The sequence below is a fragment of the Actinomyces oris genome (assembly GCF_001937445.1).
Taxonomy (GTDB): domain Bacteria; phylum Actinomycetota; class Actinomycetes; order Actinomycetales; family Actinomycetaceae; genus Actinomyces; species Actinomyces acetigenes.
Window position 1 is genome coordinate 85398 of sequence record NZ_MSKS01000050.1, and the last position, 18102, is coordinate 103499.

Sequence of the window (18102 nt, forward strand, 5' to 3'; positions counted from 1 at the left end):
GAGGCGAGAGTCGGGCCGACCGCCGGATGGGGCCGCGGCCACTGCCGACGTCACGCCTCCAGGGAGTAGCCCGTCACCGGCCCGGCGGTGTTGGGCTGCCAGCCCAGCGCCGGGGCGACGTGCTCGGCGAAGGCCTGCAGGATGTGGAGGTTGAAGTCGACGCCGAGCTGGCTGGGGATGGTGAGCATGACGGTGTCGGCGGCATGGAGCGCCTCATCCTGAGTCAGCTGCTCGATGAGGACGTCGGGTTCGGCGGCGTAGGTGCGCCCGAAGGTCGACTGCAGGCCGTCGATGACGCCGATCTGATCGTGGGAGTCCTCGCCACGCAGGGCGAAGAACCTGCGGTCGGTCTCGGAGACGATCGGGAAGATAGAGCGCGAGACGCTCACGCGCGGGGTCCAGTCGTGGCCGGCCTCCTTCCAGGCCTCGCGGTAGCGGCGGATCTGCTCGGCCTGGAGGTGGGAGAAGCCCTCCCCGGTGGCCTCGGTCAGCAGGGTCGAGCTCATGAGGTTCAGGCCCTGGCGGGCGGTCCACTCGGCGGTCTCCCGAGAGCCCGCACCCCACCAGAGGCGGCGATCCACACCGGGTGCGTGCGGCTCGATGCGCAGGCGGGAGCTCGCACCGGGGGCCATACCGCCGCTGGTGTCGAGGTCCGCCTGCGGGACACCCCGGACGGCGTCGAGGAACTGGGCGGTGTGGGCACGGGCGACGTCGGCTCCACGCGGGTCGGCGCCGCCGGCGTAGCCGAAGGTCTCCCAGCCGCGGCGGGCCTGCTCCGGTGAGCCTCGGGAGATGCCGATGGCGATGCGCTGGTCGGTGAGCAGGTCGAGGGCGGCAACCTCCTCGGCCAGGTAGAGCGGGTTCTCGTAGCGCATGTCGATGACGCCGGTGCCGACCTCGATGCGCTGGGTGCGGGCGCCGGCCGCGGAGAGCAGCGGGATGGGGGCCGCGGCCTGGCGGGCGTAGTGGTGAACGCGCCAGTAGGCGCCGTTGACGCCGATCTCGTCGGCGCCGACGGCGATCTCGACGGCGTCCTTGAGCGCCTGGCCGGCGTCGGGGTCGCCAGGGCCGCGACCGTGTCCGTAGTGTCCGAAGCTGAGGAACCCGAATGCTTTCATGCAGCCTTCAACTACGTGCGCCGTCGGATCATTCCGTCCGTCCGCGCGAGCCGTGTCACCCCGCCCTCGGGCGCCACGCGCCGTCAGCGCCGACGGCGAACTCGGCAGCCTCCTCGAAGGCCCGGCACGCCCAGCCAGCGGGGAACGGCCTCCTTGTAGTCGAGGTAGTCCTGCCCGAACCTCTCCTCCAGGGCCTTCTCCTCGGCCGGGATCTGGTGGCGGTCGATGAGCCAGACGAAGCCGGCCAGCGGGATCAGCGCGGACGGGTCCCTGCGCGCGATCGCGTGCGAGAGCAGCAGGCCCGTCAGCCCCAGGTACATGGGATTGCGCGTCAGCCGGTTGGGGCCGTCCACAACAAGGTGCTGGGCGCGCTCGACCCTCACCGGGTCGACCGTGGTGCGGTGGCGAAGAAAGTTGCCCGCGCTTCCGGCCAGCAGGCACAGCGAGCCCCCGACAACGGGAGCGGCCGCCGCCATCGACGACGGCGTCACTGTCCGACCACGAGTCATGGCGCACTGCGCCGCCCCCGCCATCGCCAGCAGCACTGCCGGGGGCGGTCGCCTAAAGATCCGTTCCATCACCGAGTCATCCTCTCACCTACTGCGCCTCACCCCTCAACGCCGTCGGCTCGCTGTCCTCGGCCTCAGCCGCGTCCTCGGCCTCAGCCTCGGCGACCTGCTCCAGCGCGGTCTTCTGGGACAGGGGCACCTCGGGCAGGAAGAGGGCGACGACGGAGGTCGCGACGAACAGCGGGATCATCCAGCCGAAGATCGGCAGGAGGGCATCGGCGTAAGAGCCGGCCACGGCGTCGTGCAGGGCGGTGGGCAGCTGGTTGACCAGGGCGGGCGTGAGCGAGGAGGTGTCGGCGTCCTTGAACTGGGCCAGCGCCCCCAGGACGGCCGGGTCCGCGCTGCGGGTCAGCGCCCCGATCCGATCGGTGAGGTGGGAGGTCAGGCCGGAGGAGAAGGCCGCGCCGATGAGCGAGGCACCCAGGGACACGCCGACCTCACGGAAGAAGTTGTTGCCGCTGGTGGCCGTGCCCAGGTGCTTGGCCGGCAGCGCGTTCTGCACCACGGTGACCAGGAGCTGGAAGAACAGCCCGATGCCCGCCCCCATGAGGAAGGTGGCCGCGGAGATCTGCCAGACGGGCGACGTCGTCGACAGGCGGGAGAGCCAGAAGGCGGCGCCGGCGGCGATCAGGGGCCCCACGACCGGGTAGATCTTGTAGCGGTCGGTGCGCGAGACGAGCACGCCGGAGAGGATCGAGGAGACAAGCATCCCAATAGTGATGGGCACCAGGAGCAGGCCGGAGGCGGTGGCCGAGTAGCCGTAGACCATCTGGAGGTAGGTGGGCAGGTAGCTCATGACACCGATCATGCCGCCCATCGCGAGCATGCCGACGAGCGTGGAGACGAGGAAGGTGCGGCTGGTGAGGATCGTCCAGGGCAGGATGGGGTCGATGGCTCGCGTCTCGACGAAGCCGAACAGCCCCCAGCAGACCAGGCCGACGACCCCCAGGCCGATGATGACCGGGCTGGTCCACGCGTACTGGTTGCCGCCCCAGGTGGCCATGAGGACGATGGCGACGGCGCCGGCGTTCATGAGTACGAGCCCCCACCAGTCGATGGGGCTGGTCAGGCGGCCGGAGGGCAGGCGCAGCACCAGGAGGATGGCGATGAAGGCCAGGACGCCCAGCGGCAGGTTGATCCAGAAGGTCCAGCGCCAGGAGACGGAGTCGGTGAGCCAGCCGCCGATGATGGGTCCCAGGATGGAGGCGACGCCGAACATGGCTCCCATGGGGGCCATGTAGGTGCCGCGCACGCGCGGCGGGATGAGGTCGCCGGTGATCGCCTGGGAGGAGATCATGAGGCCGCCGCCACCCAGCCCCTGGATGAAGCGGTAGATGATGAGCTGGGTCATGGAGTCGGCGGTGCCGCACAGGGCCGAGCCGATCAGGAACAGGCCGATGGCCACCAGGAAGAGGTTCTTGCGCCCCACGAGGTCACCGAGCTTGCCGTAGACCGGCATGGCCACGGTGATGGCCAGGGTGTAGGCGGTCAGGATCCAGGCCATGTGGGCGGCGCCGCCGAGGTCGCCCACGATGGTGGGCAGGGCCGTGCCGACGATCGTCTGGTCCATGGCGGACAGGAACATGACGATCAGGAGCGAGGCGTAGACCGCCCAGAAGCGGCGGTCGGGGCGGAACTCCGCTCCCGGTTCGTGGAGGGCGGTGCCGGCGGAGGCCGACGTCGAGGTGCGTTGAGTCATGAGTGTGGCCTTGTCGGTTGAGGGCGAAGGATGGGAACGGTCGGTTCAGTCAGCTGCGAGAACGACGGGCAGAGCCCCCGCGCGGCTTCCCCGGCGGGCTCGACGGCATCGGGTCGCCGGCAGCGGTGGGGGCCGCGGCGTCGGACCGAGGCGGGGAGACGACCTCGGAGATCGCCTCGACCATGGCGCGGATGGCGTCAACCAAGCTGGTCTGGGGGCACTGGCCTGAGACCTCGGGGTTCACAGGGCTCTCGGAGGCCCCGGGGTTCTCTGGGCGCGCTGCGGCTTCACGGCGTTCCTCCCAGGGGTGGGAGCGCCCGCACCACAGGTCCAGGGAGCTGCGCTGGATGGCCAGGGCCAGGGCGAGGACGGCGCGGGTGCGCGGGTCGTCGGGCTCGGCTCCCAGGCGGCGGCCGGCGGCCTCCGCCAAGGACTGGGCGACGATGCGCAGCCGCTCGTGGACGGCGCGCTCCACCTCGGGGTTGTCCCGCACGATCTCCGGGAAGGACAGGAGCCAGCCGCGCTCGGACTCGACGGCCTCGGCGCCGGAGGCGAGCAGGTCGCCGAGGTCCTCCAGGAGGCTTCCGGAGCCGTTGACGAAGGCCTCGATAACTTCGGGCGCCGGGGGCTCCGGGCCGACGACGAGGAGGTCGGCCTTGGAGGAGAAGTGGTTGAAGACGGTGCGCCGGGAGACTCCGGCCAGGGCGGCGACGTCATCGACCGTCATCGCGGCGTAGCCGCGCTCCCGGGTCAGGGTGAGTGCGGCGGCACGGATGGCGGCGCGGGTGCGTCGCGCCTGGGTGGCGCGCAGGTCGGCTCGTGTCACACCACCATCTTGCACTCAGTGCATGATTGCACTCAATGCAGTTCAGTGCGAGGTTCCTCACGGGGACGCCAGCTCATGCCGCCCGCTCCACCGGCGACCGCAAACCGGCCACCAACGTTGCACAAACAAGCCGTTCATGACACCTTACGACTTAAGGTGTCACCAAAATCCCGGACTCGACATGTTAAGGAGGATAAGTGGGGCAGTGGATCATTGGTCACTGGGATAACCCGCACAGCACCGGACTGAGCCGTCGTGACCGCCGCTCAGGCGAGTACCGGGCCTACGTGCCGAATCCACTCAGCGGTTCCAGCCTGAGACTCAGTCCTGACATCGAGGCGCTGGCGGCCCAGGCCGAGCAGCGAGTTCGTACGCTCACCATTTCTCCCGCCATGACTGCCGCCTCGAGGTTTCTCCTGCGCAGCGAGGCGATCGCCTCATCGCGGATCGAGGGGATCGCGCCGTCGGCCCACAAGGTCGCGCTGGCGGAGCTCGGCCAGCATGAGGAGGTCAAGGGACTCAGCGCCCAGGCACGCACCGTCGCCAACAACGTGACGCTGGTTCGCGCGGCCGTTGAAGAGCTGAATGATACGGCGCCGGTGGACGTTGACCGGCTACTGGCCCTGCATCGCAGCCTCCTACCCGATTCACCGGAGCATCATGGAATCCGAACGGTTCAGAACTGGCTGGGGGGATCCTCGTATCACCCCATTGAGGCGGACTTCGTGCCGCCTCCACCGGATCTGGTCCCTGGCCTGGTCGAGGACCTGCTGCGGTACCTCAACGGCGCCACGCATGCTCCGCTCATTCAGGCGGCACTCGTCCACGCGCAGTTCGAGACGATTCACCCGTTCACGGACGGTAACGGTCGCGTGGGCCGAGCACTCATCCACACGGTACTGACTCGCCGGGGGCTGCTTCCCGGCATGGTGCTGCCGACGAGCCTGGTCCTGTCGACGCTGAGTCATCGGTATGTCGAGGCGCTCTCCGCCTATCGGGGAGAGGACGCCGCTGATGAGGCTGAAACCTCCCCCGGCCAGCACGCATGGATCGCCTTCTTCCTTGAAGCGGTCATACTGGCCTGCGACCAGGCGGAACAGATCTCCTCCGAGCTCGACGACGTGCGCTCCGACTGGGCAAGCGCGCTTGAGGCGTGGGCCAGTCGGGAGGGCACCGGTCGCCGCCCGCGCAGCGACTCGGCGACGTCGCGCATCCTTGAGGGACTACCCGCTACCCCAGTCCTGACCATCTCGACGGCGTCGCAGGTCTACGGGGTCTCGCGCACTGCGGCGACGCGAGGACTTGAGACGCTCCGGGCTGCCGGGATCCTCACGACGGAGTCGATCGGCGCAGGGCGCCGCGCGTACACAGCCCGCGCGGTGCTGGACACCATCACCTGGGCCGAGCGCCGCCTGGCCAGCACACGCTTCGACACCAGAGTCTCCGCACCGGCGCGCGCAGTTCCGGCGCAGCCCACACCTCGTTAGGCGGCTCGCGCGGGGCCGCCGTCAGGAGTGGAGGCGCGCCTCGTAGGCGGCGATCTCACCAACCTTGGGGCCGTAGCTGCTGGCGGGGTCATGGCGCAGGTCGAGCCAGATGTCGATGAGCGCCCAGGCGGCCGGGGCCGCGATGACGTTCTGTCCCATACACAGGATCTGGGCGTCGTAGTTCTCCACCGAGCCGCGCACGGTGAGCAGGTCGTGCGCGGTCGCCGCGCGCACCCCGGGCACCTTGTTCGCGGCGATGGCCGTTCCCACGCCGGTGCCGCAGATGAGAAGTCCGCGGTCGGCCCGCCCCTCGGCGACTGCCCGGGCGACCTGGAAGGAGACCTCCGGGTAGGTGATGTCCGGTGTGGACAGGTCGATGACGTCGCTCACGCGCCCGTCCCCGGCCAGTCGTTCCTCAAGAGCGTCCTTCAGGAGGACTCCATTGCCCGGGGCACCGATGGCGATTCGCATGCACCCAGTCTCTCAGGCCTCGCCACACAAGGCGAGCCTTCAAGGGATCCATATGGTCTCACGGCTCTCGTCAACGCCACGAAAGGCGACAGAAGTACTGAGCGGCGACCATCAACAGACGTCCGTCTTCCGGGGCCTTCAGTCAACCGCCCTGCCGGCCATCACGCCACTGGCAGAGGAGTGATGGCATCGATCTGCATCGAAAGACGGTCCTCCGCCACGTCAAGGTCATACTGGGTCTGCAGGTTCAACCAGAACTGCGCAGATACCCCGAAGTACTTGCCGAGCCGCAGCGCGGCGGCACCAACAACTCGTTCAGGCGGCCAGGAGGTCGTAGGCGGTGACGGCGCACACACCCAGGAGGAGGATGCCGAAGGCGGTCGTCAGGATCGATGCTGAGGCCCGTTTCGTCAGCGGCCCGCCGAGGAGCCCTCCCACCGCCGAGGTCGCAACGAATACCGACACCATAGACGTCTTGCGGCGGGACTCAGCACACTCGCTTAGACCCTACAGGTGCTATCATATCAGGGTGTGGAGCGTCGACATCGAGCTCATCGCAGGTTGGCTGACGTCACTGGACAGCGGCTCGCAGGAGCAGGTCGTCGCGGCCATCGAACTACTGGAGGAACAAGGACCTCGGCTCGGTCGCCCGCTGGTGGACACCATCAAGGCCTCTCGCCACAAGAACATGAAAGAGCTGAGACCAGGATCGACAGGGAGATCCGAGCTTCGAATCCTATTCGCCTTCGACCCAAAACGGCAGGCAATCCTGTTGATTGCTGGAGATAAATCCGGAAATTGGACCCGTTGGTACAAGCGGAACACACCCATAGCCGACGATTTGTTCGACAAGCACTTGCAAAACCTGAGAGGAGAGTAGACACCATGCCCATGACGATTGCAGAGTTCTTAGAAGTACATCCGGTAGACAGAGAACAGGTTGACGCCCATAAGAAACGGATGCTTGCCAAGATCCGCGCATATCGTTTGCGCGAACTGCGCAAGCGGGCTGGCCTCACTCAGGCACAGTTAGCAGATCGAATCGGCGTCAGACAGCGTCAGATATCAAAAATCGAGTGCGGCGAATTTGAGGACTTGAAGAGCAGCACCATCCGGCGATACCTGGAGGCTGTCGGAGCAAGTCTGCCCATCGACGTGACAGAATCTCAAAGACCTCAGGTGGCTCAAACATCCCGGCAGCGCCTACAGTTCATTCAGGCGGCCAGGAGGTCGTAGGCGGTCACGGCGCACACACCCAGGAGGAGGATGCCGAAGGCGGTCGTCAGGGTCGATGCTGAGGCCCGTTTCGTCAGCGGTCCGCCGAGGAGCCCTCCCACCATTGATGCCGCCGCAGATACACCCTACCCACCTCACTTCGACCGAAACTTCAGAAAAGACGCGGCTCCGGGTCGATTGTGAAGTTTTGGTTGGTGAGTGAGAGAGGCGTCGCGGAGCCCCCGTCCGGAGAGCGGTGCCATCATGGGGTCGTGAACGCAACGACCGAGCACGCACCGGTGGACGCCTGGGGGCCGGACTTCCTGGGCCCGGGCTTCGAGGCCCGCACCCTGGAGCTGCTGCCCGACGACGAGGACGACGGCGCCGTCGCCACCCTGGTGCGCCACCTGCCGGCCCTCGACCCCGGCGCCCTGCCGGGCACCCCCACCACCCCCACCTTCATCTACCTCTACCTGCACGGCTGGAACGACTATTTCTTCCAGACCCACCTGGCCCGCGAGATCTCCCGCCTGGGCGGGGCCTTCTACGCCCTGGACCTGCGCCGCTACGGCCGTTCCTGGCGCGAGGGCCAGATGCTGGGCTGGTGCACCTCGCTGACCGACTACGACGAGGACCTGGGCCTGGCCCTGTCCGCCATTCGCGCCGACCAGGGCTGGGAGACCGAGGTCGTCCTGTCGGGTCACTCCGCCGGCGGACTCATCGCCTCCCTGTGGGCCGACCGCCACCCGGGGGCCCTGCGCGCCCTGGTCCTCAACTCCGCCTGGCTCTCACTCCAGGGCTCCGAGCTAGTGCGCACCGTCGGCGATCCGGTGCTGCGCACCCTGGCGCTGCGCGACCCGCACATGTCGATCCTGGACGGCTGGGTCGACCCGGCGCGCGTCTTCTCCATCACCGACGGCTGGATCCCCGAGCGCGACGGCGAGCTGCCCGATCCCGCCTGGGCCGACGACCCCTACGTGACCGGCTGGGACATCAACCCCGCCTGGTCGATCAAGCCCTCCGCGCCCGTGCGCGTCGGCTGGCTCCAGGCCGTCATGGAAGGTCACAACCGCGTCGCCCAGGGCCTGGACATCCGCTGCCCGGTGCTGTCCATGGGCGCGGCCTCCACCCGGCTCGGAGTGACGTGGATGCCGGAGTCCAGGAGCGCGGACACGATCATCGACGCCGACGCCACCGCCCGCCGCGCCGTCATGCTCGGCAAGCTGGTGACCATCGCCCGTTTCCCCGGCGGGGTCCACGACCTCACCCTGTCCGAGCCGCCCGTGCGTGAGCAGGTCTTCTCCGCCCTGCGCCGCTGGATGTCCGCCTACGTGCTGCGCTGACCCGGTTCGACGACGGCCGGCGGCTCAGGCCAGGGGCTTCAGAAGCTGCGGTCGGCCAGGTTGTCGCGCAGGTCCCCCAGGTGGGGGCCGTGCACCCCCACGCGCCACACGCGCCAGCCGTCGGCGTCGGTGACTGCCTGGGCGGCGTTGGCGGCCGACGTCGGGTCGGTGAAGGAGCGCCCGTCGGACAGGGTGATGACGCCCTCCACCGACAGGATCGCCTCGTGGTAGATGCCTCGACGCAGCCGCTGCCAGACGATCTGGGTCGGTTCGCCCAGCGAGGCCGCCACGGCCGCCAGCTCCGCGGTCTCCTGGACCTGGAGGGACTTCGAGGGGTCCCCGCCCAGCGCCTCGGCCACCGGGTCGAGCGCGTCGGCCGACCCGCGCAGCGGCTCCCAGGACACGAGCGGCACCGCGCCGGTGGGCGCCTCCGGGCGGGACTCGCTGGGGGCGACGGTGGACCAGGCCTGCGCGGCCCGCACCGAGTGCCCGCCGCCGGAGGAGACGCGCGAGGCGTCTAACTGCGCGGCCGGCGCGGCCGAGGAGGCATCATGCTCAGAGCGCGCCGCCCGCGAGCGCCGCCCCATGCGCGTGCGCGAACCGGGCCGGCTCGGGGCATCGCCGATCTGCGGGGCTCCTGCGGTATCGCGCGTCTCATCGGCGGCGGCGAGCGGAACGGAGGAAGGCGCCGAGCCGGCCGACGCCGCTGAGCCGCTCCCCCCGGACAGGCTGCTCCCGCCGAGGATGTCCACGCCTCCGGCCAGGGCGGCGATGGCCCGCTGCCCGGCACTGGGGTCATCGGTGGAGTCGGGGCGGCCCGGGTGGCCGACGTCGTCGGCAGAGGGCTTGTCGCCGGGGTCGTGGTCGGAGTCGCCGGGGCGGTCCGCGGGCTCGGACGCGGCGGGAGCCTGAGGAGCGTCGTCGGAGCTCTCCGGGCCCGGCTCGGGCCGGCTCGCCGTGGCCTCGGCACCGCGGTCGGCATCGGTCGTGGTGTCATCGGGGGCGGCGTCAGCGGCGTCCTGGGTCGGGCCCTGCGCGGGGGTGGAGACGTGGGCGTCGTCGGCAGGGGGCTCGGCGGCGTCTTCATCCGGTTCGGGCACGGCCTGTCCGGCAGGCTGGGCGTCGTCGGCCTCGGCGGGCTCCTCGGGCTGGGCCTCGTCCCCGCCCTGGGCGGAGGGGGCATGTACCTGGGGCTGCTCGGCGGTGACGGCCACCGGCTCGAACAGCTCGGAGAGCGCGTCGGCGGCACCCGTTGCGGCGAAGGCTCCCGCCGGAATGGCGGCGCCGGTGTCATCAGCGCCCTCAGCGTCGGGGGCATGCGCCGGCTCGGTGGGGATGACGATCTCGATGGGGCCGGTGACCGGGCTCATGTGCTCGGCCTGCTCAGTGGCGTCAACGGCCCGCGAGCCACTCGAACCGGCGGAGGCGGAACCGGCCAGGGCCGGGCGGGGCGCACGGGCCACGAGCAGCGGTCCCCCGGCGGCCACATCCAGCCCGGAGATCTTCTCCACCACGACGACGATGCGCGACTCGTCCACGATGCGCACGTCCACCTCGTGGATCTCCAGCCCGGAGGAGGCCAGTACTCCCAGCCCTCCGACGACGTCGGGCTCCAGGGAGGCGCTCAGGATCGTCAGCCGCGGTCCGGCCTCGGCCTGGGCGGGCATTGCCTCGCGGAACTCGTTCCAGTCCTGGCTGAAGGCCCCCAGCCCGCCGGTGTACCTGCTGGCGATCTCGCGGCGGCCCGCGGTGGCGGCCTGGGTCAGGCGCGACATGGCGGCCAGCAGCCCCGTGGAGTCGATTCTCTCCAGGACCTCGACGACGACGACCTGCCCGGTGGCGTCCAGGGCGGTCAGGCTCGCTCCGGTCTCGAGCTCCTCCCACGACAGGGGGAAGAGCGGACGGCGCAGGACGTCGACGATCTGACGCTGGATGGCGACCAGACTGTGAGACAGGGTGATGGCGTCAGCGGAGCGACCCAGGCGCACGGGCAGGAGGTGGTTGCCGTCGAGCTCGTACATGGCCATGGATGGGGCCGCCTTTCCTCGTCGTCCTGCTCCGCGATGGCCCCCAGCACAGGTGAGCACGCACATGGACGGCTCACAGTCGAGTCACCCACGAACACAGTGCCCAGCCATCCTGTCACGACCGCCAGCACACGGCAGACTATCTCATGACGGCAACGAGCAGTGGGTCGCCACCCCATCACATCAGTCCGCGCACAGTGAGAAAACTGCGACAGCACACCTAGATCGAGGTTATCTCCTAGGGTTGTCCCTGAATCTTGGAGAGACCGGTCTCATGGTCGCATCCGCCTCGAGGTGGATGAGGATGGCCGGGAAGTGGATAAGAATGTCGGCTGGTCGGCTCCCGACGGGAGCCCCTCCACCCCTTTCGCACCACAGCCTCCCATCACCTACCGCCTGAGGAGCGTTCATGCCGTCGGACTCGTCCACCACGACTCCCCCGGACGCACCCGAGCTCGCGCCCTCCCCGGCGCCCTCCTCCGCCCCATCACCGTCGTCCTCGCCTGCGGCCCCCGCATCGCGGCCCTCGCACCTGAGCGCCTACGCGCACCGAGCCTGGCGGGCCACGCGCACCTGGCTGGCCTCGGCGCCGGCCGCGACCACCTGCGCCGTGCTGACCCTGGTCATCAGCATCGCCCTGCTGCCCTGGGGGCCCCGGGGGCAGATCGCCCTGTCCGCCTACATCGACCAGCCCCAGCGGGTGTGGACCCTGCTGACCGCCTGGGCGGTCCCCGGCCACCTGCTGCCGGTGACCGGAAGCCTCATGCTGCTGTCCGTCGGCGTGCTGCTGGAGCGGCTCCTGGGCACGCGACGGTGGCTGGCCACCGCCGCCGTCTCCTGCGCCGGCGGCATCGTCCTGGCCCAGGCGCTCTACCCCCTTATCGGCCGCGTGTGGGAGGCCTGGTCCCCCTACCTCGTCCACCCCCCGATCCAGGGCATCAGCCTGCCCACCGCCGGCCTGGTGGCGGCCTCCACCAGCGTCATGCGCCCGTCCTGGCGACGGCGCACGCGCCTGGCGACCTTCGCCGTTCTCATCGTCTCGGCCGCCGTGACCGGAACCGTGGGCGCGCTGGCCCGTCTGGGAGCCGGCGTCATCGGCCTCATCATGGGAATCGTCCTGGAACGCGGGCAGCAGACGGCCCCCTCCCAGGAGCTGCCCCGACGTGCGGAGCGCGAGCTCGTGGCCTTCCTGGTGGCCTGCTGGGCCGTGAGCTGCGCCCTGGCGGTGGTGAGTAACGCCGCCGGCCCCTTGGCCGACGCCCGCTACGGGCTGACCCCCGCCATCCTGCCCAAGGACGCCGTCATCTACCCCGTCGAGCAGCTCCTGATGTGCATGCCGGCGCTCCTGCAGCTGGTCCTGGCCGACGGCCTGCGCCGCGGGCGTCGATCAGCGGCCTACGGCACCATCACCCTGCAGTTCTTCCTGGGGGTGTGCGCGGCCCTGTTCGCCCTGGTGGAGAAGATCGGCGAGCAGCTGCCCGAGTCCGGTCCCACCACGGCCCGGCTCCTGCACAGCTGGCTGCGCTCGGGGCACCTGCTGGTGCCGCTGCTGCTCAACATCGTGGTCATCAGCCTGGTGGTGTGGACCAGGAGGCGCTTCACCCTGGGCTCGCGCCCGGGCGTCATCCACCGCGCCGTCGTCGCCTGGATCCTGACCCTCCTGGGTGGGGCGGTCCTGACCGTCGCCGGGGGCCTGCTCATGTCTCATGACTTCTCCCCCTACGCGACCTGGCCCGCCCTGCTGGAGACCTACGTGTCCTACCTGCTGCCCATCAGCACCGGCGGCATCATGAGCCTGATCGTCACGCCCCTGACGCCCCTGGCCTACCTGCTCACCGCGTGGGTGCCGGTCCTGGTGTGGCTCCTGACGATCCTGTGGGTATGGCTGGCCCAGTCCGCTCCCGCCCGCACCCGGGTCTCCGACCGCGAGGAGCTCGTCGACCTGGTGCGCAGCCGCGGCGCCGGGACCCTGGGGTGGATGCTCACCTGGCAGGGCAACGAGGCCTGGGTCAACGAGGCGGGCACGGCCGGTTTCTCCTACCGGCCCAGCCGCGACGTCGCCCTGACGGTCGGGGACCCCGCCGCCGACGACGCCGACGTGGCCCAGGCGGTGCGCGACTTCGCCGACTTCGCCACCGACGCCGGACTCATCCCGGCCCTGTACTCGGTGCACGCCCCGGCGATGGAGGCCGCTCGCGCCATGGGCTGGACGATCCTGCAGGTGGCCGAGGAGGCCGTCCTGGACCTGCCGGACCTGGCCTTCCGCGGCAAGGCCTACCAGGACGTACGCACCGCCTTCAACCACGCCAAAAAGGAGGGCGTTGAGGCGGTGTGGACCACCTTCCGCGACTGCCCGGCCGGCCGGCGCGACCAGATCCGGGCCATCTCCCAGGCCTGGGCCAGTGACAAGCCGTTGCCGGAGATGGGCTTCACCCTGGGCGGCCTGGCCGAGCTCGACGACGCCGAGACTCGCCTGCTGCTGGCCATTGACGCCGACGGCACCGTCCAGGGCGTCACCTCCTGGCTGCCGGTCTACCGCGACGGGCGCGTCATCGGCCTGACCCTGGACTTCATGCGACGCCGCGAGGGCGGTTTCCGCCCCGTCATGGAGTACCTCATCGGGCGCGCCGCCCAGGACGCTCAGGCCGAGGGCCTGGAGATCCTGTCCCTGTCCGGGGCGCCGCTGTCCCGCTCCGCACCAGCCGACGGAGGATCCTCCTCACGCTTCGACCCGCTCCTGAACCTGCTGGCCTCCGTGCTGGAGCCGGCCTACGGATTCAGCTCCCTGCACGCCTACAAGCGCAAGTTCAAGCCGCGCTCCGTGCCCATGTACCTGGCGGTTCCCGATCTGGTGGACCTACCCACCGTGGGCATCGCCATCGCCCGGGCCTACCTGCCCGGTCTCAAGCCCTCTCAGACGGCACGCTTCGCCCAGGTGCTGATGAACCGTGACTGAGGTCGGCGGTGCTGGTGCGCCCGACGCCGCCACTGCCGGCAGCACCGCCGACGTGCAGGCCTCGGACGGCGTCGTGGGCGCTCTCAAGGCCGTCCACATCCTCCAGCCCTGGCTGGGGACGGCCTGCGCGGTCGTTGCCGCGGTAGTCATCGCCTGGCTGTGGTGGCGGCGCACCCGCTACCTGCCCTGGTCTCGCCAGCTCGTCGTACCCGGCGCCGCAGCGGCCAGCGCAGTGACCTCCTGGCTGGTCGTGGACGTCATCTGGCATCCCATCGCCGACGGCGTCGGCTGGTTCGTGTGGACCTGGGTGGGAGTCATCGGTCTCGTCATCGCCCAGCTGGTCACCGGCAACCGCACCGAGGGGCGTCACCAGGCGGTGCATTCACGCAACCGCCGCCTGGTGCGCGCCACGGAGTCCGCCTCCAGCCTCGTAGCCGTGGTGGCCTCCTCGCTGCTGGCGATCAACACCTTCTTCGCCTCCTACCCGACCCTGGCATCGGTCCTGGGCTACGGGGTGGCGACCACACCACTCAACCGTCTGCAGGGCGCCGCGGCCCAGTCGCCGGCACCCGTGCGCGGCCACGGGACGCTGGAGGAGACCTGGAGGCCGCCGTCGGACATGCCCGCCCGCGGTGAGGCGGTCACCGCCGACATCCCGGCCGGCGACCAGTCCGGGACGAAGGGCTTCACGCCGCGAGGGGCCTTCATCTACCTGCCGCCGGCCTACCTGAGCTCACAGCGCCCGGCCCTGCCGGTCCTCGTCCTGCTCACCGGGCAGCCGGGAAGCCCGTCGGACTGGTTCGAGCTCGGGAACCTGAAGGACACGATGGACGCCTACGCGGCCGACCACCACGGCCTGGCCCCGGTGGTCGTCGTCGCCGACCTCCTGGGCAGCCCGTACGCCAATCCCCTGTGCTCCGACACCAAGGCCGGCGGCAAAGTGGCCACCTACCTGGACAAGGACGTCCCGGCCTGGATCAGGGCGAACCTGCAGGTCGACGACGACCCCGCCCACTGGGCGGTGGCCGGCCTGTCCAACGGGGGCACCTGCGCGATGCAGGTCGTCACCCGCTCACCAGGCGTCTACCGCACCTTCCTGGCCATCAGTGCCGAGGAGCACCCCACGCTGGGCAGCGTGGAACGCACCATCTCCGAGGGCTTCGGCGGAGACCGTGCCGCCTACGAGGCCAACGATCCGATCTCCCTGATGTCCGCCGCCCCACCCGGCCGCTACGACGGCATCGCCGGCATCGTGTCGGTGGGCCGCCAGGACAAGGGCTACCGCGGGGCCGTGCCCGTCCTGACCGAGGCCGCCACGAAGGCCGGAATGACCGTGAGCACCCGCCAGTACGACGGCGCCCACACCTGGGCCGTGTGGGGGCCGGCGCTGGCCGACCAGGTCGACTGGCTGGGCGGGCGCCTGGGCATCGCCTCGCCGTCGCCTGTCTCCTGATCCCAGCCCGGCCCCACGAGACACTACTGGTCTGCGGACCTCGCTAGCCGGTTACCCGGTTACTCGGTTACTCAGCCTTGTCCTTAACGGCGGCGCGCCCGGCCTCCAGGCGGGCCACCGGCACCCGGAAGGGCGAGCAGGAGACGTAGTCCAGACCCACCCGGTGGAAGAAGCCGATGGACTCGGGGTCCCCGCCGTGCTCACCGCACACGCCCATCTTCATCGTCGGCTTGGTGGACCGGCCGCCCTCGACACCCAGGCGCACCATGCCGCCCACGCCGTCGACGTCGACAGTCTCGAAGGGCGAGACCCCGAAGATGCCGTCATCGATGTAGCGGCCCACGAAGGAGCCCTCGACGTCGTCGCGCGAGAAGCCCCACGTGGTCTGGGTCAGGTCGTTGGTGCCGAAGGAGAAGAAGTCGGCCTCCTCGGCGATGTGGGCGGCGGTGACGGCCGCGCGCGGCAGCTCGATCATGCAGCCCACCGGGAAGTCGAGCGTGTAGCCGGAGGCCTGGGAGACCTCCTGCAGCACGTGCTCCACGCGCTCGCGCGCCAGCTGGAGCTCACGCACCGACCCGATGAGCGGGATCATGATCTCGGGGTGCGGGTCGCCGCCGGCCTTGAGGCGCTCGACGGCGGCCTCGGCGATGGCGCGCACCTGGAGCTCGATGAGTCCCGGCATGGTCAGCAGCAGGCGGACCCCACGCAGGCCGAGCATCGGGTTGGCCTCGTGGCTCTTGCGCACCACGGCCAGGAGCTCCTCGTCGGCCGGGTCCAGCTCGCCGCGCTCACGGTCGACGGCCACCTTGATGCTCAGCTCGGTCAGGTCCGGCAGGAACTCGTGCAGCGGCGGGTCGATGAGGCGCACCGTCATGGGCTTGCCGTTCATCGTCTCGAACATCTGGATGAAGTCGCCCTTCTGAAGCGGCAGGAGGGCAGCCAGGGCGGCCTCGCGCTCGGCGTCGGAGGAGGCCAGGATGAGGTTCTGGACGAGCTGCTTGCGCTCGCCCAGGAACATGTGCTCGGTGCGGCACAGGCCCACGCCCTGGGCGCCGCGGTGGATGGCGTGGCGGGCGTCGTCGGGGGTGTCGGCGTTGGCGCGCACCTGGAGGCGGCGGACCTCATCGGCGTGGCCCATGAGGCGGTCCACGGCGGTGACGAGCTCGCGGGTGTCGTCGTCGCCGGCCGCCTCGAGCGCCTCGTCCAGGCCGCGTCGCAGGTAGGTCATGACCGGGGAGTCGACGACACCGACCTCGCCGAGGAAGACCTCGCCGGTGGTGCCGTCGATGGCGATGACGTCCTCACTGGTGAGGACCTCCTTGCGCCCTGCGATGCGCAGGGTCTTGGCGGCGGCGTCGACCTCGAGGGCCTCGGCGCCGCACACGCAGGTCTTGCCCATGCCGCGGGCGACGACGGCGGCGTGGCTGGTCTTGCCGCCGCGGGCCGTGAGCACGCCGGCGGCCGCGACCATGCCGGGCAGGTCGTCGGGGTTGGTCTCGCGGCGCACGAGGATGACGGAGTCGCCCTTCTGGGCGCGCGAGACGGCCTCGTCGTTGTCGAAGGCGATGTAGCCCACGGCGGCGCCCGGGGAGGCGGGCATGGCGCGGGTGAGCAGGTCGCGGCTGGAGTCGTCGTCGAACTGGGGGAACATCAGCTGGGTGAGCTGCTCGCCGGAGACGCGCGTGAGGGCCTCGTCCATGGTGATGAGCTTCTCGTCGACGAGCTGGGTGGCCACGCGGAAGGCGGCCGCGGCGGTGCGCTTGCCCACGCGGGTCTGGAGCATCCACAGCTTGCCGCGCTCGATGGTGAACTCGATGTCGCACAGGTCGCGGTAGTGGGTCTCCAGGCGGTGCATGATGGAGCGCAGCTCGTCGTAGGAGGCCTTGTCCAGGCGCTCGAGGTCCGCCAGGGACAGGGTGTTGCGGATGCCGGCGACGACGTCCTCGCCCTGGGCGTTGATCAGGTAGTCGCCGTAGACGCCGGTGCGCCCGGTGGAGGGGTCACGGGTGAAGCACACGCCGGTGCCGGAGGTCTCCCCCATGTTGCCGAACACCATGGTGCACACGTTGACCGCGGTGCCCAGGTCGTGCGGGATCTTCTCGCGGCGGCGGTAGATGTGGGCGCGCTCGGTGTTCCAGGAGCGGAAGACGGCCTCGGTGGCCATGTCCAGCTGGGAGCGGGGGTCCTGCGGGAAGTCGATGCCCGCGTGCTCCTTGACGATGGCCTTGTACTCCTCCACCAGCTCCTGGAGGGCGTCCACGGGGAGCTCGTAGTCCATGGAGACGCCCCGCGCATCCTTCTTGGCCTCCAGGGCGTCGGAGAAGTGGTCGCCGTCGATGTCCAGGACGGTCTTGCCGAACATCTGGATGAGGCGGCGGTAGGAGTCCCAGGCGAAGCGCTCATCGGAGCTGGCGGCGGCCAGGCCCTTGACGGAGACGTCGTTGAGGCCGATGTTGAGGACGGTCTCCATCATGCCGGGCATGGAGAACTTGGCGCCGCTTCGCACTGAGACGAGCAGGGGGTCCTCGGCGGCGCCGAGCTCGCGCCCCAGCTCCTCCTCCACGCCGCGCAGGGCGGTAGTGACCTGGACCGAGAGCTCCTCGGGGACCTCGCCACTGGCCAGGTAGGCGCGGCAGGCGTCGGTGGTGATGGTGAAGCCGGGGGGAACAGGGAGATCCAGCCGGGTCATCTCCGCCAGGTTGGCTCCCTTGCCTCCCAGGAGATCCTTCTGGTCCTTGTCACCCTCGCTGAAGCGGTACACGTACCTGGGCATCGATGCCCCTTTCTGATTCGGGTCGTTCTCGGGTCTGCCTCAGATCGTCCTGATGCAGGCGTGACGCGGCGACGCGTCGTTCACGATATGACTCTAGTGTGACTTCAGTCCTAGACCAAACACGCCGACTCCAGCGCGCCTCCTCCCGGCGCGCCCGCCGACGCC

General features: G+C 70.0%; 15 protein-coding genes. 6 read left to right on the forward strand and 9 right to left on the reverse strand.

Going from position 1 to position 18102, the window contains the following annotated elements:
* Positions 1-50 precede the first annotated feature (50 nt).
* The 4 genes from BKH20_RS12370 to BKH20_RS12385 form a co-directional block, all read right to left on the reverse strand.
* Positions 51-1118, reverse strand: a complete 1068-nt coding sequence (locus BKH20_RS12370) for an LLM class flavin-dependent oxidoreductase (protein ID WP_075391301.1) — start codon at positions 1116-1118, stop codon at positions 51-53.
* Between the two features lie 83 nt (positions 1119-1201).
* Complete coding sequence (locus BKH20_RS12375; RefSeq protein WP_075391325.1) at positions 1202-1696, reverse strand: methyltransferase family protein; 495 nt, start codon at positions 1694-1696, stop codon at positions 1202-1204.
* Between the two features lie 19 nt (positions 1697-1715).
* Positions 1716-3386 (reverse strand): MDR family MFS transporter, encoded by a 1671-nt coding sequence (locus tag BKH20_RS12380; protein ID WP_075391302.1) that lies wholly within the window; start codon positions 3384-3386, stop codon positions 1716-1718.
* A gap of 49 nt (positions 3387-3435) precedes the next feature.
* Positions 3436-4212, reverse strand: coding sequence for a TetR/AcrR family transcriptional regulator (locus BKH20_RS12385; RefSeq protein ID WP_256693177.1), 777 nt, complete (start codon positions 4210-4212; stop codon positions 3436-3438).
* A 197-nt stretch (positions 4213-4409) separates the two neighbouring features.
* On the opposite strand from BKH20_RS12385, the gene BKH20_RS12390 reads away from it, so the two are divergent.
* A complete protein-coding gene (locus BKH20_RS12390; protein WP_276565261.1) occupies positions 4410-5699 on the forward strand; it encodes a Fic family protein in 1290 nt (429 codons plus the stop codon).
* Positions 5700-5720: 21 nt separating this feature from the next.
* On the opposite strand, the gene BKH20_RS12395 is transcribed toward BKH20_RS12390, so the two are convergent.
* Together BKH20_RS12395 and BKH20_RS14840 are read right to left on the reverse strand one after the other, a co-directional pair.
* A complete protein-coding gene (locus tag BKH20_RS12395; RefSeq protein ID WP_075391303.1) occupies positions 5721-6170 on the reverse strand; it encodes an RpiB/LacA/LacB family sugar-phosphate isomerase in 450 nt (149 codons plus the stop codon).
* Between the two features lie 315 nt (positions 6171-6485).
* Complete coding sequence (locus BKH20_RS14840) at positions 6486-6635, reverse strand: hypothetical protein (RefSeq protein WP_178388608.1); 150 nt, start codon at positions 6633-6635, stop codon at positions 6486-6488.
* Positions 6636-6699: 64 nt separating this feature from the next.
* On the opposite strand from BKH20_RS14840, the gene BKH20_RS12405 reads away from it, so the two are divergent.
* Positions 6700-7050, forward strand: a complete 351-nt coding sequence (locus BKH20_RS12405; RefSeq protein WP_075391305.1) for a type II toxin-antitoxin system RelE/ParE family toxin — start codon at positions 6700-6702, stop codon at positions 7048-7050.
* A gap of 5 nt (positions 7051-7055) precedes the next feature.
* Positions 7056-7406 carry a helix-turn-helix domain-containing protein gene (locus BKH20_RS12410; protein WP_075391306.1) on the forward strand — a complete coding sequence of 117 codons (351 nt, stop codon included), beginning with the start codon at positions 7056-7058 and terminating at the stop codon, positions 7404-7406.
* Here the strand turns inward: BKH20_RS12410 and BKH20_RS14845 are convergent.
* The gene (locus BKH20_RS14845) at positions 7385-7510 is read right to left on the reverse strand and encodes a hypothetical protein (protein ID WP_256693178.1); all 126 of its coding nucleotides are present in this window, start codon (positions 7508-7510) and stop codon (positions 7385-7387) included. The two genes, BKH20_RS12410 and BKH20_RS14845, sit on opposite strands and share 22 nt — an antisense overlap.
* A gap of 147 nt (positions 7511-7657) precedes the next feature.
* Between BKH20_RS14845 and BKH20_RS12415 the strand changes: the two genes are divergently transcribed.
* Entirely contained in the window at positions 7658-8728 is a 1071-nt protein-coding gene (locus BKH20_RS12415; RefSeq protein WP_075391307.1) for an alpha/beta hydrolase, read from the forward strand.
* 38 nt (positions 8729-8766) lie between these two features.
* Here BKH20_RS12415 and BKH20_RS12420 read toward each other — a convergent pair whose 3' ends face one another.
* Positions 8767-10755, reverse strand: coding sequence for a hypothetical protein (locus BKH20_RS12420; RefSeq protein WP_075391308.1), 1989 nt, complete (start codon positions 10753-10755; stop codon positions 8767-8769).
* A 409-nt stretch (positions 10756-11164) separates the two neighbouring features.
* On the opposite strand from BKH20_RS12420, the gene BKH20_RS12425 reads away from it, so the two are divergent.
* Positions 11165-13711, forward strand: a complete 2547-nt coding sequence (locus tag BKH20_RS12425; protein WP_075391309.1) for a bifunctional lysylphosphatidylglycerol flippase/synthetase MprF — start codon at positions 11165-11167, stop codon at positions 13709-13711.
* The gene (locus tag BKH20_RS12430; RefSeq protein WP_075391310.1) at positions 13704-15164 is read left to right on the forward strand and encodes an alpha/beta hydrolase; all 1461 of its coding nucleotides are present in this window, start codon (positions 13704-13706) and stop codon (positions 15162-15164) included. Before BKH20_RS12425 ends, BKH20_RS12430 begins: the two co-directional genes overlap by 8 nt.
* A 67-nt stretch (positions 15165-15231) precedes the next feature.
* Here the strand turns inward: BKH20_RS12430 and ppdK are convergent, their stop codons facing one another.
* Entirely contained in the window at positions 15232-17937 is a 2706-nt protein-coding gene (gene ppdK, locus BKH20_RS12435; RefSeq protein ID WP_075391311.1) for a pyruvate, phosphate dikinase, read from the reverse strand.
* Positions 17938-18102: the final 165 nt, after the last annotated feature.